The sequence below is a fragment of the Paraburkholderia sp. SIMBA_030 genome (genome assembly GCF_046535245.1).
Taxonomy (GTDB): Bacteria; Pseudomonadota; Gammaproteobacteria; order Burkholderiales; family Burkholderiaceae; genus Paraburkholderia.
This window is the reverse complement of sequence record NZ_JAWRXB010000024.1, coordinates 84,719-97,975: the sequence shown is the minus strand read 5'-3', so window position 1 is coordinate 97,975 and position 13,257 is coordinate 84,719. Positions and strand designations below refer to the sequence as shown.

13 protein-coding genes are annotated in these 13,257 nt (G+C 62.8%); 4 read left to right on the top strand and 9 right to left on the bottom strand.

Annotated elements, in window-relative coordinates; all coding sequences use genetic code 11:
* Positions 1 to 73: 73 nt before the first annotated feature.
* Positions 74 to 328: a 30S ribosomal protein S16 gene (gene rpsP / locus SB772_RS32845; protein ID WP_006050280.1), complete on the bottom strand. Its 255-nt coding sequence runs from the start codon at positions 326 to 328 to the stop codon at positions 74 to 76.
* Positions 329 to 617: 289 nt separating this feature from the next.
* On the opposite strand from rpsP, the gene SB772_RS32840 reads away from it, so the two are divergent.
* Entirely contained in the window at positions 618 to 1,718 is a 1,101-nt protein-coding gene (locus SB772_RS32840; protein WP_410837344.1) for a PQQ-dependent sugar dehydrogenase, read from the top strand.
* A 193-nt stretch (positions 1,719 to 1,911) separates the two neighbouring features.
* On the top strand, positions 1,912 to 2,379 hold the full coding sequence (locus tag SB772_RS32835) for an NINE protein (RefSeq protein ID WP_410837303.1): 468 nt from the start codon (positions 1,912 to 1,914) through the stop codon (positions 2,377 to 2,379).
* 15 nt (positions 2,380 to 2,394) lie between these two features.
* Here the strand turns inward: SB772_RS32835 and SB772_RS32830 are convergent, their stop codons facing one another.
* Positions 2,395 to 3,525 (bottom strand): PA0069 family radical SAM protein, encoded by a 1,131-nt coding sequence (locus SB772_RS32830; protein WP_410837302.1) that lies wholly within the window; start codon positions 3,523 to 3,525, stop codon positions 2,395 to 2,397.
* A 109-nt stretch (positions 3,526 to 3,634) separates the two neighbouring features.
* Positions 3,635 to 4,123 (bottom strand): Lrp/AsnC ligand binding domain-containing protein, encoded by a 489-nt coding sequence (locus SB772_RS32825; protein WP_410837301.1) that lies wholly within the window; start codon positions 4,121 to 4,123, stop codon positions 3,635 to 3,637.
* Positions 4,124 to 4,281: 158 nt separating this feature from the next.
* Here SB772_RS32825 and SB772_RS32820 point away from each other — a divergent pair, with 158 nt between their 5' ends.
* Positions 4,282 to 5,568 (top strand): D-amino acid dehydrogenase, encoded by a 1,287-nt coding sequence (locus tag SB772_RS32820; protein ID WP_410837300.1) that lies wholly within the window; start codon positions 4,282 to 4,284, stop codon positions 5,566 to 5,568.
* A 150-nt stretch (positions 5,569 to 5,718) separates the two neighbouring features.
* Here SB772_RS32820 and SB772_RS32815 read toward each other — a convergent pair whose 3' ends face one another.
* The 6 genes from SB772_RS32815 to SB772_RS32790 form a co-directional block, all read right to left on the bottom strand.
* On the bottom strand, positions 5,719 to 7,506 hold the full coding sequence (locus SB772_RS32815; RefSeq protein WP_410837299.1) for an acyl-CoA dehydrogenase: 1,788 nt from the start codon (positions 7,504 to 7,506) through the stop codon (positions 5,719 to 5,721).
* Positions 7,507 to 7,607: 101 nt separating this feature from the next.
* On the bottom strand, positions 7,608 to 8,543 hold the full coding sequence (locus SB772_RS32810) for an electron transfer flavoprotein subunit alpha/FixB family protein (RefSeq protein WP_410837298.1): 936 nt from the start codon (positions 8,541 to 8,543) through the stop codon (positions 7,608 to 7,610).
* 13 nt (positions 8,544 to 8,556) lie between these two features.
* The gene (locus SB772_RS32805) at positions 8,557 to 9,306 is read right to left on the bottom strand and encodes an electron transfer flavoprotein subunit beta/FixA family protein (RefSeq protein ID WP_410837297.1); all 750 of its coding nucleotides are present in this window, start codon (positions 9,304 to 9,306) and stop codon (positions 8,557 to 8,559) included.
* A 237-nt stretch (positions 9,307 to 9,543) separates the two neighbouring features.
* Positions 9,544 to 10,344 carry a MetQ/NlpA family ABC transporter substrate-binding protein gene (locus SB772_RS32800; RefSeq protein ID WP_410837296.1) on the bottom strand — a complete coding sequence of 267 codons (801 nt, stop codon included), beginning with the start codon at positions 10,342 to 10,344 and terminating at the stop codon, positions 9,544 to 9,546.
* A gap of 64 nt (positions 10,345 to 10,408) precedes the next feature.
* A complete protein-coding gene (locus SB772_RS32795; RefSeq protein ID WP_410837295.1) occupies positions 10,409 to 11,062 on the bottom strand; it encodes a methionine ABC transporter permease in 654 nt (217 codons plus the stop codon).
* Positions 11,052 to 12,086, bottom strand: coding sequence for a methionine ABC transporter ATP-binding protein (locus tag SB772_RS32790; protein WP_410837294.1), 1,035 nt, complete (start codon positions 12,084 to 12,086; stop codon positions 11,052 to 11,054). The genes SB772_RS32795 and SB772_RS32790 overlap by 11 nt, the downstream gene beginning before the upstream one ends.
* Before the next feature lie 240 nt (positions 12,087 to 12,326).
* Between SB772_RS32790 and SB772_RS32785 the strand changes: the two genes are divergently transcribed.
* The gene (locus SB772_RS32785; protein WP_410837293.1) at positions 12,327 to 13,226 is read left to right on the top strand and encodes an alpha/beta hydrolase; all 900 of its coding nucleotides are present in this window, start codon (positions 12,327 to 12,329) and stop codon (positions 13,224 to 13,226) included.
* Positions 13,227 to 13,257 lie beyond the last annotated feature (31 nt).

Here is a 13,257-nt window from a genome sequence, read left to right as displayed (position 1 = left end):
TCGCGCATCGGACTGCTCACGCAAGCTGCGCGAGCCGCCGGCCGAACCGACGACGATACGTATCCAGCTACCATTAAGCAGCCGGCTGCGCCTTCTGCGCTTCTTTCACGAGACGCTCGACGGTCGGCGACAGTTGTGCGCCAACGCCTTGCCAGTACGTCAGGCGGTCTTGAGCGATACGCAGCGACTCACCCTTCGTAGCGACCGGGTTGTAGAAGCCAACGCGCTCGATGAAGCGGCCGTCACGACGGTTACGCGAATCAGTTGCGACGATGTTGTAGAACGGGCGCTTCTTGGAGCCGCCACGAGCCAAGCGGATGATGACCATATTAAAATCCTTGAAAACCGGGGTGCGGAACGACTGAAACACGCGATTATAGCGGGAAACCAACGCCATAACAAACACTTACCGGGATAAACTGGGCGACGGGGTTGCGCCGGCCATACAGACGGGCGCGCCAGACAACGTGGAAACGCCCGAATTACCTGACGGAGCGCCCGTGGACCGCCTGCTGCCTGCCTTTTTGTTCGCCGCGCTTGTGCCGTTGCCGCTGTTCACCCTTTTTGCCGTTTTTACCCGATTAGCTCCGCCGACCGGCTTCACCCGTGCCGCGCGCATGCAATCCCTACGCATCGTCGCAGCATTGTGGTTCGCCGCCACCGCCCTGCCAGCGCTGGCCGCGTTGCCGGTCGAGCGCATCAAACTGCCGCCCGGCTTCCACATCGAGGTATTGTCGGACGCGGTGCCGAGCGCGCGAGCGATGGCGCTCTCGCCGAAGGGTACGCTCTACATAGGTAGCCTCGACGGCCACGTCTACGCGCTTGAACTGCAGAACGGGCGCGTAACGGCTCGCCATGTGATCGCTTCCGGGCTGCAGATGCCGGCGGGCGTCGCGTGGCGGGACGGCTCGCTGTATGTGTCCGCGGTGTCGAAAATTCTGCGCTTCGACGCGATCGACGCCCACCTGAACGATCCAACGACGCCGGTCGTCGTGACCGACAAACTGCCCACCGGGACTCACCACGGCTGGAAATTCATCGCTTTCGGGCCCGACGGCAAACTGTACGTGCCGCAAGGCGCGCCCTGCAACGTCTGCCTGAAAGACCGCGACCGCTTCGCAATGATCGGACGAATGGACCCGGACGGCAGCCATTACGAGGTGGTGGCGCGCGGCGTACGCAATACGGTCGGCTTCGCGTGGCACCCGGTCACGCATGAGCTGTGGTTCGCCGACAACGGCCGCGACCTGATGGGCGACGACGCGCCGGACGACAAGCTGAACCACGCGCCGCGCGCCGGCATGGATTTCGGCTTTCCGTTCTGCCATGGCGGCGACACGCCCGACCCCGAATTCGGCAAAGACCACCCGTGCAGCTCATTTACCCCGCCAGTGGTCAAGCTCGGCGCCCACGTCGCTTCGCTCGGCATGCGCTTTTACAGCGGTCCGATGTTTCCGGCCGCCTATCGCGACAATATTTTCATCGCCGAGCACGGTTCGTGGAATCGCAGCACGAAGGTCGGTTACCGCGTCGTACGGGTGATCGCCAGTCCGGACGGCAGCAACGGTCGTCAGGAAGTATTTGCCGAAGGCTGGCTTCAACCAGGTGAGGCGGTATGGGGCCGCCCTGCCGACGTACTGCCGATGCCCGACGGGTCGCTTCTGATCAGCGACGATTACGCGGGCGCGGTCTATCGCGTGACGTATAAAGCACCGTGAGCCGTGCGCTGACCTCCTCGCGGAGCACACAAGCGCCGAAGCTGGCGCAAATCGGCGCCGACCCGTCACCCGCGCCGCGGATGTGGCCGCACGTCGCGTGACCGCCGACGCGCGGCGGGCGTAGAATGCGCGTCGGTCCGCGTCCACCGGCGCTCCGCTCCTTTCGACCGCCTGTCACTCTGCTCTCGCCTACATGTTCACCCTTGCTTCGACTTCCCCGCGTTTCAGATCCAAGACGATTACCGCTGCGCTGGCGTTCTTCTTCGGCAGCCTCGGTGCACATCGCTTCTATCTCTATGGACTGCGCGACATCTACGGCTGGGCGCATCTGATCGGCACGCTGATCGGCATTCCAGGCGCGATGCTGGTGGTGGCAAGCGAACGCACCTCGATGCTCGGGTGGGCGCTGGCATTGCCCGGCGCAGTTTCGCTGCTTGCGGCGTTTCTCGCTGCGATCGTCTACGGCCTGCGTCCTGACGAAAAATGGGATGCGCAGTTCAACGCGCAAACCCAACGCAAGAGCCGCTCTGGCTGGACAGTCATTTTCGTCGTGATCTTTTCGCTGCTGATCGGCGCGTTCCTGCTGATGACGGGCCTCGCAATCTCGTTCCAGACATACTTCGAAAGCCAGGTGCAAGCGGCCAAAGCGCTGTCGCAATAACGCGCCGCCGCTGCGCTAAAAAAGATCGAGTTGCGGATCGTCGCGCACCGGCTGCGCCGGGCGCAACGGCTCGATACGGCGAAAGTGCGACATATCCAGAATCCCGCGATCTCGCTCGTTCAGACCAAGACGGCGCACCGCTTTGTGGAATCGCTGCTTGAGCAGATCCGCCCACAAGCCCTCGCCCTTCATTCGATGCGCGAACGACGAGTCGTAGTCCTTCCCGCCCCGCATATCTCGCACGCGGCTCATCACCCGATCCGCACGATCGGGAAAATGCGCCGCGAGCCAATCCTTGAATAGCGGCGCGACTTCCCACGGCAAGCGCAGCACGATATAGCTCGCATTGCTCGCGCCAGCCTCTGCACAGGCTTCCAGCACGCGCTCCATATCCGGTTCGGTGACGAACGGAATCACCGGCGCGATGCTCACGCCCACCGGAATCCCCGCCTCGCTCAATGTACGAATCGTGCGCAAGCGACGCGACGGCGTGGCCGCTCTCGGTTCGAGCGTGCGGGCAACCTCCGCATCCAGCGTGGTGATCGTGATCGCCGCCATGAATTGCCCACGCGCCGCCATCGGCGCGAGCAGATCGATATCGCGCTCGATCAGCGATGATTTTGTGATCGCCGCAAACGGTTGGCCACGCTCGCTGAGCACCTCGATCACCCGCCGCGTAAGGCGCAAGTCGCGTTCGACGGGCTGCCATGCGTCCGTATTGACGCCAAGGGCAATCGGCTCCGGCACATAGGACTTCTTCGACAGTTCGCGCTCGAGCAATTCCGGCGCATTGACCTTCGCGTAGATGCGGCTTTCGAAGTCGAGCCCGGGCGACAGACCTAAATAACTATGCGTGGGTCGCGCGAAACAATATATACAGCCGTGTTCACAGCCGCGGTACGGATTCAGCGACACGCTAAACGGGATATCCGGCGACGCATTGCGGGTGAGAATGGTCTTGGCCTGCTCTTCGAATACCTGGGTGCGCAAGACCTTCGGCCCTTCGTCCTCGCTGCATGGCAGCCAGCCGTCGTCCACCGCCTCGCGCTGGTCGACTTCATAACGGCCCTGCAGGTTCGTCACCGCACCGCGCCCTTTGCGAGGCGCGGGCGGAGCGATCGGAAATTCGGTGTCGGGATGGGTCACGGCTCGAACGGGCAAAACGACGACGGCAAACAAAAACGACGCAGAATACCTGTATAAATATACAGTATTTACGCCGTTTGTCGAGCCCAGTCTCGCCCTGCCGCACCGCTTAGTCACCGACCGCGATGGTCAGCGTTTCCTTGATCTCTTCCATCACCACGTAGCTCTTCGACTGCACCGCGCCGGGCAGTTGCAGCAGGATGTCGCCCAGCAGCTTCCGGTAGTCGGCCATTTCGCCGATACGCGCCTTGATCAGATAGTCGAAATCGCCCGAAACGAGATGGCACTCGAGCACCTCGGGGATCTTCTGCACCTCGCGGCGGAACTGGTCGAACATGTTGCCGCTTTTGTGATCGAGCGTGATTTCGACGAACACCAGCAACGCCGCGCCCAATTCCGCCGGATTCACCCGCGCGTGATAGCCGGTGATCACACCGTCGCGCTCCATGCGCTTGACGCGCTCAATGCACGGCGTGACCGACAGCCCGACCTGCTCGGCGAGGTCTTTCATGGCCATGCGGCCGTCCTCCTGCAGCAACCGCAGGATCCTGCGATCGAGTTTGTCGAGGGTGCGAACCGGGTGGCGCTGTGTACGCATGGTGTTTTTGCTGAAAATCTTGAAAATACAATAACAAAACCTACCTGACTGCTAATAGTATAGCGGTTAACACTGGGCGAACCGCGTTACACCTCGTGAATCGAACGAATCCAAACGAATCGACGAGCACACCGCCCTCAAATCTTTCCGGAGCAATCATGCGAGTCGTCGTTTTGGGCAGTGGCGTCGTCGGGGTGACGAGTGCTTATTATCTGGCGCGTGCGGGTCATGACGTGACCGTGATCGATCGCGAGGCCGGCCCGGCGCTCGAAACCAGTTTTGCCAACGCCGGCCAGATTTCGCCGGGCTATGCATCGCCGTGGGCGGCGCCCGGCGTGCCGCTGAAGGCGGTCAAGTGGATGTTCCAGAAGCATGCGCCGCTGGCGATCCGCCTCGACGGCACGCAATTCCAGTTGCAATGGATGTGGCAGATGCTGCAGAACTGCACGGAGTCGCGTTATGCGGTGAACAAGGGCCGCATGGTCCGTCTCGCCGAATACAGCCGCGATTGTCTGCAAGCGCTGCGCGCCGACACCGGTATCCAGTACGAAGGCCGCACCGGCGGCACGCTGCAGGTGTTCCGCACGCAACAACAATTCGACGGTGCCGCGAAAGACATCGCGGTGCTGAAAGACGCCAATGTGTCGTACGAACTGCTGTCGGCCGCCGAACTGGCGCAGGCCGAACCGGCGCTCGCCGCGGTCTCGCACAAGCTGACGGGCGGCCTGCGTCTGCCGGGAGACGAAACCGGCGACTGCCAGATGTTCACCACGCGTCTCGCCGCGCTGGCCGAGCAACTGGGCGTCAAATTCCGCTACAACACGCCGATCGATGCGCTCGCGATGGCGGGCGAGCGCATCGCCGGCGTGCAGTGCGGCAGCGAACTGGTGCGCGCGGATTCGTTCGTCGTCGCGCTCGGTTCGTACTCGACCAGATTCCTGTCCGGCCTCGTGAAGATTCCGGTCTATCCGCTCAAGGGTTATTCGATCACCGCGCCGATCATCAACGCGGCGGCGGCGCCGGTGTCGACCGTGCTCGACGAAACCTACAAGATCGCGATCACGCGCTTCGACGACCGGATTCGCGTCGGCGGCATGGCGGAGATCGTCGGCTTCGACGAGTCGTTGCGCCAGGCGCGCCGCGAAACGCTCGAACTGTGCGTGAACGACCTGTTCCCGGGCGGCGGCGATACGTCGAAGGCCACCTTCTGGACCGGCCTGCGCCCGATGACGCCGGACGGCACGCCGATCGTCGGCCGCACGCCGGTGCCGAACCTGTTCCTGAACACCGGCCACGGCACGCTCGGCTGGACGATGTCATGCGGCTCGGGTCAGTTGCTGGCCGATGTGATGTCGGGCAAGCAACCGGCGATCAAGGCGGACGACCTGTCGGTGCACCGCTATCTCGGCGAGAGTGCCGAAGCGCATCGCCCGGCTTATGCTTAAGCTTTAACGCTTCCGCGAGCGGTTGAGCCGGTCTGCGCAGGATTGCTATCGCAAACAGACCGGCCTGACAAAGACAAACGGCGCCTCACAAGGCGCCGTTTGTCTTTTTACGCACGAGCTTTCGCCACATCGCTCGGGATAAGTGAAGCATCAGAACTGATCTTCCGACAACGCCAGCACGCCCTCGCCGCCCTTCGCGCTAACGATCGAAGCTTCCAGTGCCGACGCTTGCGGCAACACGTGCTCGGCATAGAACTGCGCGGTGGCGATCTTGGCGCCGTAGAACGACGGATCTTCGGCGCGCTTTTCAGCAGCCACGAGCAACGCGCGCGCCATCTGCCAGCCGCCCAGCACGATGCCCGCGAGCTTCAGATACGGCACGCTGCCGGCGAACACCGCATTGGGATCCGATTTCGTATGAGCGACGACGAAATCGACCGCGGCGCCCAGCGACCGATGCCCTTGCGCCAGATACTTCCTCATCGATTCGAACGCAGGGCCTTGCTGTGCGCCGAGCGCGTCGACGGTTTCAGCCACGTCAGCCAGCAGCGACTTCGCCACCGCGCCGCTGTCTCGCACCGTCTTGCGGCCGATCAGGTCATTCGCCTGGATCGCGGTCGTGCCTTCGTAGATCGGCAGGATGCGCGCGTCGCGATAGTACTGCGCGGCGCCCGTTTCTTCGATGAAGCCCATGCCGCCGTGCACCTGCACGCCGAGGCTCGTCACGTCGATCGACAACTCCGTGCTCCAGCCTTTCACGATCGGCACGAGGTATTCGTAGATCGCCTGATGTTCAGCGCGTTTTGCTTCGTCCGGATGACGATGCGCGATGTCGCAGTGAGCCGCGGCAACATAGGCCAATGCGCGCGACGCTTCGGTGAGCGAACGCATCGTCGACAGCATGCGGCGCACGTCCGGGTGCTGAATGATCGCAACAGATTGCTTCGCGGAGCCATCCACAGGACGGCTTTGCACGCGATCCTTCGCGTACGCGACCGCTTTCTGATACGCGCGGTCCGACACGCCGACGCCTTGCATGCCCACGGCGAAACGTGCCGCGTTCATCATGATGAACATGTATTCGAGGCCGCGATTTTCTTCGCCGATCAGGTGACCGATCGCACCGCCGTGATCGCCGAATTGCAGCACCGCTGTCGGGCTCGCCTTGATGCCGAGCTTGTGCTCGATCGACACGCAATGCACGTCATTGCGCTCACCGAGCGAGCCGTCTTCGTTGACGAGAAACTTCGGCACGATAAAAAGCGAAATGCCCTTCACGCCTTCCGGCGCGTTCGGCGTGCGCGCCAGCACGAGATGGGCGATGTTCTTCGCCATATCGTGCTCGCCCCACGTGATGAAAATCTTCGTGCCGAACAGCTTGAACGAACCGTCGCCTTGCGGCTCGGCGCGCGTGCGCACCAGCGCGAGATCGGAGCCGGCCTGCGGCTCGGTCAGGTTCATCGTGCCGGTCCACTCGCCGGAAATCAGCTTGGGCACATAGGTCTGTTTTTGCGCTTCGGTGCCGGCGGTGAGCAGTGCTTCGATCGCGCCGTCGGTCAGCAGCGGACACAGCGCGAACGACAGGTTCGACGCATTGAGCATCTCGATGCACGGCGTGGCGATCAGCTTCGGCAGCCCCTGGCCCTCGTAGTCGACCGGGTGTTGCACGCCTTGCCAGCCGCCTTGCGCGAACTGGCGGAACGCGTCCCTGAACCCGGGCGTCGCGGTCACCACGCCATCCTTCCAGCTGCTCGGGTTGCGGTCGCCTTCGACGTTCAGCGGCGCCAGCACTTCGCCGCACAGTTTCGCCGATTCTTCGAGCACGGCTTGAGCCGTGTCGAGATTCGCGTCTTCGAAGCCGGGCAATTTGGCGATCTCTTCGAGACCGGCCAGCTCTTTCATCGCGAACAGCATGTCCTTGATGGGCGCGTTATACATGTCAGTTCTCCTCCTGCCTCGATATAAAAAGGGCGCTGGACTTGATCGGTCCCGCGCCCTTCATTTGCTGCCAGACGCCTTTTTACAGCACGCCGTGGTGGTTAGCCGAGCTCGCTAACGAGTTCCGGCACGAGCGTGAACAGGTCGCCCACCAGACCGTAATCGGCGACGCTGAAAATCGGCGCTTCCGGGTCCTTGTTGATCGCCACGATCACCTTCGAGTCTTTCATGCCGGCCAGATGCTGGATCGCACCCGAGATACCGACTGCCACGTACAGTTGCGGTGCGACGATCTTGCCGGTTTGCCCAACCTGGTAGTCGTTCGGCACGAAGCCCGCATCCACTGCCGCACGCGAGGCGCCCAGCGCTGCGTTCAGCTTGTCGGCCAGCGGCTCCAGCACCTTCGTGTAGTTCTCGCCGTTGCCCAGACCCCGGCCGCCCGACACGATGATCTTCGCCGACGTCAGTTCCGGACGGTCCAGCTTCGTCACTTCACGGCTGACGAACTGCGAGATGCCCGAGTCTGCTGCCGCTTCAATTTTTTCCACCGTTGCGCTGCCGCCAACGGCTGCCACGGCGTCGAAACCGGTCGTGCGCACCGTGATGACCTTGATCGGATCAGCCGATTGCACGGTAGCGATCGCGTTACCGGCGTAGATCGGACGTTCGAACGTATCCGCCGAATCCACTGCCGTGATGTCGCTGATCTGCGCCACATCGAGCTTCGCTGCGATACGCGGCGCGATGTTCTTGCCGTAGGCGGTAGCCGGCGCGAGGATATGCGAGTAGTCCTTCGCGATGTTCAGCACCGTCGCTTCGACGTTTTCCGCGAGGCCCGCTTCGAGTTGCGGCGCGTCGGCGAGCAGCACCTTGGAAACACCAGCAATCTTCGCTGCGGCATCCGCAGCAGCTTGTGCGTTGTGACCCGCCACCAGCACGTGAATATCGCCACCGATCTTCTGCGCGGCTGCAATCGTGTTCAGCGTCGCGGCCTTGATCGATGCGTTGTCGTGTTCAGCAATTACCAGATTCGTCATTTGCTCTGTCTCCTCACAGCACCTTGGCTTCGGTCTTCAGCTTCTCGACCAGCGTCTTCACATCCGGCACCATCACCCCGGCGGAGCGCTTCGGCGGCTCGGCGACCTTCAGCGTCTTCAGGCGCGGCGTGACGTCGACACCCAGGTCTTCCGGCTTGAGGGTTTCCAGCGGCTTCTTCTTCGCCTTCATGATGTTCGGCAGCGTCACGTAGCGCGGCTCGTTCAGGCGCAGGTCGGTCGTGACCACGGCCGGCAGCGTCAGCGACAGCGTTTCAGCGCCGCCGTCCACTTCACGCGACACCGTTGCCTTGCCGTCCGCGACCACAACTTTCGAGGCAAACGTCGCCTGCGGCAGATTAGCCAGCGCGGCGAGCATCTGGCCGGTCTGGTTCGAATCGTCGTCGATCGCCTGCTTGCCGAGGATCACCAGTTGCGGCTGTTCCTTGTCGACCAGCGCCTTCAGCAGCTTGGCAACCGCCAGCGGCTGCAGTTCTTCATTGGATTCGATCAGGATCGCGCGGTCCGCGCCGATCGCCAGCGCCGTGCGCAGCGTTTCCTGCGATTGCGCGACGCCTGCCGACACGGCGATCACTTCGGTCGCCACGCCCGCTTCCTTCAGACGAACCGCTTCTTCAACCGCGATTTCGTCGAACGGATTCATCGACATCTTCACGTTCGCGATGTCGACGCCCGTGCCGTCCGACTTGACCCGGACTTTCACGTTGTAATCGACCACTCTCTTGACTGGCACCAGGATTTTCATGCACACGCTCCAAAGTTACGAATACGTCAACCCAGCGGACATTATAGCGACTGCCCTTACGGCAGCCGCGTCGCGGGCGCTTTAGCAGGAGGATATCGCTCCTCAGCGGCGTGACGGCAATATCGAACGATCGTTCTATTTTAATCTCTAAAAAACCCGGGCGGCAACCCCGGGTTAAGACCTACGACTCTAATTTTGCCTTGCCGCCATGTCTTGCTACGTCAGGTGGTCGTCAGATCACCAGGCGGTGATCACCGACCCGCCGAATTTGCTTTCGACAAACTGCTTCACTTCCGGCGAGTGATACGCCGCGACCAGCCTGGCGACCCACGGCTTGTTACGGTCGGCTTCGCGGATCGCGATGATGTTCACGTACGGACCCTTCGGGTCTTCGATCGCAATGGCGTCCTGCTTCGGCTTCAGGCCCGCTTCCATCGCGAAGTTGGTGTTGATCGCGGCAGCGTCCACGTCGTTCAGCGAGCGCGGGATTTGCGCGGCGTCGAGTTCGACGATCTTCAGCTTCTTCGGGTTGTCGACGATGTCGAGCGGCGTCGCCTTCAGGCCGGCATCCGCCTTCAGTTTCAGCAGACCCTGCTTTTGCAGCAGCAACAGTGCGCGGCCGCCATTGGTCGGATCGTTCGGCACGGCGATCTTCGCGCCCGGCTGCAATTCGGCCAGCGACTTCACCTTCTTCGAATAGATGCCCATCGGGTACGTGACCGTGTCGGCGACGCGGATCAGCTTGTAGCCGCGATCCTTCACCTGCGCCTGCAAGTACGGGTCGTGCTGGTAGCTGTTGGCGTCGAGGTCGCCGCCGGCCAGCGCCGCGTTCGGCTGCACGTAGTCGGAGAACTCGACGATCTTGATGTTCAGACCGTTCTTCGCCGCGACCGTTTTCACGACTTCCATGATCTGCGCGTGCGGACCGCCAGTCACGCCGACCTTGATCGAATCGTCGGCGTGCGCAGCGGTGGCCGTGGCGAACAGCGACGCGGCGCCGAGCGTGGCGGCCAGCTTGAGAATGAAACGACGTTGCATGATGGACCTTTTCCGATTCTATCGATTCTGTTGAGCGGGTTCCGATGACCCGTGTTATCGCGTGTTACTTATGGCTCAAACGACGCACGAGCCAATCCCCGAACGACTGCACCAGTTGCACGAAGACGATCAGAATCACCACGACTGTCAACATCACTTCCGGCAAGAAACGCTGATATCCATAACGGATGCCCAGATCGCCGAGCCCGCCACCGCCGATCGCACCGGCCATCGCCGAATAGCCGACCAGCGACACGAACGTGATCGTCAAACCGGCCACCACGCCCGGCAACGACTCCGGCAACAGCACCTTGAAGACGATCTGACGGGTGGTCGCGCCCATCGCCTGCGCCGCTTCGATCAGGCCGCGATCGACTTCGCGCAAAGCGGTTTCGACCAGACGCGCGATGAACGGCGCGGCGGCGATCGTCAGCGGCACCACGGCCGCGGCCGTCCCGATCGACGAACCCACCACCAGCCGCGTGAACGGAATCACCGCGACCAGCAAGATGATGAACGGCGTCGAACGCACGGCGTTGACGATCACGCCCATTACGCGGTTCGCGGCGATGTTCTGCAACACGCCCTGACGGTCCGTCAAATACAACAGTACGCCCAGCGGCAAGCCGACAGCCGCGCCGACCAGTCCGGAAATGCCCACCATCACGAGCGTTTCCCAGAACGACTGGACGAACATATCGAACATTTCACTCAACATACGACAGCTCCTCTACCACCACACCCTGTTCACGCAGATACGTCAGCGCCTGTGCGACCTTCGCCGGTTCGCCGCCGGCGAGCACGGCGAGCGAGCCGAACGCCCGCCCCTGGATCTCGTCGATCTGGCCATGCAGAATGTTGAAGTCGAGTTCGTAGCGGCGAATCGTCTCGGACAGAATCGGCTGATCGACGCCCGAACCCGTGAATGCGAGACGCAGCAAATGGCCGCTGCCGGTCTTCAGGCGCTCGGCGACGCGCGCCTTCATCGCGGGCGGCAGTTCCTGCGCGATCACGTCGCCGATCAGCGCGCGCGTGACTTCGTGATGCGGTTGCAGGAATACGTCGATGACCTTGCCCTGCTCGACGACACGGCCCGCATCCAGCACCGCAACGCGGTCGCAAACCTGCTTGATCACGTCCATCTGGTGCGTGATCAGCACGACGGTGAGGTTGAGTTCGCGATTGATACGCTTGAGCAGATCGAGAATCGCGCGGGTCGTCTCGGGATCGAGCGCGGAGGTCGCCTCGTCGGAGAGCAGCACCTTCGGATTGCTCGCCAGCGCACGCGCGATGCCGACGCGCTGCTTCTGCCCGCCGCTGATCTGCGCCGGATAACGATCCTTCTGCGCCGACAACCCGACCAGATCGAGCAAGGGCAGCACGTTCGCCTCGATCTCCGCGCGCTTCATGCCGGCCAGTTCGAGCGGCAACGCGACGTTGTCGAACACCGTGCGCGACGACAGCAGGTTGAAGTGCTGGAAGATCATGCCGATCTCGCGGCGCGCCTCGCGCAATTGCGCGGCGGGCAGCGTCGTCAGATCGCGGCCGTTGACGACGATGTTGCCTTCGGTCGGGCGAGTCAGCAGGTTGATGGTGCGCACGAGCGTACTCTTGCCCGCGCCACTGCGGCCGATAATGCCGAACACCTCACCCGCCGGAATCGACAGATTGACGTTGTGCAGCGCCTCGACCCAGCCCCGGGGCCCTGCGAAGCGCTGAAAAATATTGCGTATTTCGATCATGAAAAAACGAAACGGCGGAGTTTGCCTGCGAGCGTTTCGCGCTCCCGACAAGCAGCCGCCGTTGCTTTTATTGGGATTTGAGCCCGCAATTCTACCGCAGCGTCGACATACCCTTTAATAATCAATTACGATCTTTTCATAACCAAAGAGAATTAGAGGCGCGCTCGGTAAGCGGCTCTCGCGTACGCTCGACCGCTGTGACTATGATCGGGCGGATCAAAAACAGGACAAATGGCGGCTATGGAGACAACCCAACCCAGCAATGCGCGTTCCGCCGGGGGCATCCGCAGCGGCGCCCCGCTGCGCTCGACGGTCACGACGAGCGACGGCTTAGAACTGCCCTTATATCGCTGGCCGGCCACTACGCCGTTGCGCGCCACGGTCGCGCTGGTGCACGGGCTCGCGGAGCACGCCGGGCGCTACGCCGCGCTGGCCGCGCGTCTGAATGCGGCCGGCATCGAACTGGTCGCGATCGATTTGCGCGGCCACGGCCATGCGCCCGGCAAACGCGCCTACGTGAAGCGTTTCGACGACTATCTGCTGGATGCGCAAACCTTGCTCGACGCCGCGGCGCAGAGTTGCGCCCCGCTCTTCCTGATGGGGCACAGCATGGGCGGCGCAGTGGCCGCGCTCTACGCGATCGAGCGCCTTGACGCGACCGGCCGGCGACTGAGCGGCCTGATCCTGTCGAGCCCTGCACTCGCGCCCGGTCACGACGTGCCGCGCTGGATGCTCAAGCTGAGCCAGGTGATCAGCCGCCTCTGGCCGGGTTTCCCGGCCATGAAGATCGACGCGGCTTTGCTGTCGCGCCTTCCGTCAGTGGTCAACGCCAATCGCAATGACCCGCTGGTTCATCACGGTGCGATCCCCGCGCGCACCGGCGCGGAGCTTCTGCTGGCGATGGCGCGCATCGAGCGCGGCCGCGCGGGCTTGCGTGTGCCGCTGCTGGTGTACCACGGCACCGCGGACAAGCTCACCGAGCCCGATGGCAGCCGCAATTTCGGCCAGCACGCGGGCTCGCCGGACAAGACGCTCACGCTGTACGAGGACAGCTATCACGAGACAATGAACGATCTGGACCGCGACCGGGTGATCGGAGAGTTGATCGCGTGGATCGAGGTGCGGGCCTCGAAAGTCTGAGCGCGCCGGCGAAGGCCCGGCGCGAACGGCA

Coding starts and splice junctions, on each gene's coding strand:
- SB772_RS32815 (WP_410837299.1), bottom strand. CDS start 7,506: ATGTATAACGCGCCCATCAAGGACATGCTGTTCGCGATGAAAGAGCTG.
- SB772_RS32825 (WP_410837301.1), bottom strand. CDS start 4,123: ATGCGTACACAGCGCCACCCGGTTCGCACCCTCGACAAACTCGATCGC.
- SB772_RS32820 (WP_410837300.1), top strand. CDS start 4,282: ATGCGAGTCGTCGTTTTGGGCAGTGGCGTCGTCGGGGTGACGAGTGCT.
- SB772_RS32835 (WP_410837303.1), top strand. CDS start 1,912: ATGTTCACCCTTGCTTCGACTTCCCCGCGTTTCAGATCCAAGACGATT.
- SB772_RS32805 (WP_410837297.1), bottom strand. CDS start 9,306: ATGAAAATCCTGGTGCCAGTCAAGAGAGTGGTCGATTACAACGTGAAA.
- SB772_RS32840 (WP_410837344.1), top strand. CDS start 618: ATGCAATCCCTACGCATCGTCGCAGCATTGTGGTTCGCCGCCACCGCC.
- SB772_RS32785 (WP_410837293.1), top strand. CDS start 12,327: ATGGAGACAACCCAACCCAGCAATGCGCGTTCCGCCGGGGGCATCCGC.
- SB772_RS32790 (WP_410837294.1), bottom strand. CDS start 12,086: ATGATCGAAATACGCAATATTTTTCAGCGCTTCGCAGGGCCCCGGGGC.
- SB772_RS32810 (WP_410837298.1), bottom strand. CDS start 8,543: ATGACGAATCTGGTAATTGCTGAACACGACAACGCATCGATCAAGGCC.
- SB772_RS32795 (WP_410837295.1), bottom strand. CDS start 11,062: ATGTTGAGTGAAATGTTCGATATGTTCGTCCAGTCGTTCTGGGAAACG.
- rpsP (WP_006050280.1), bottom strand. CDS start 328: ATGGTCATCATCCGCTTGGCTCGTGGCGGCTCCAAGAAGCGCCCGTTC.
- SB772_RS32800 (WP_410837296.1), bottom strand. CDS start 10,344: ATGCAACGTCGTTTCATTCTCAAGCTGGCCGCCACGCTCGGCGCCGCG.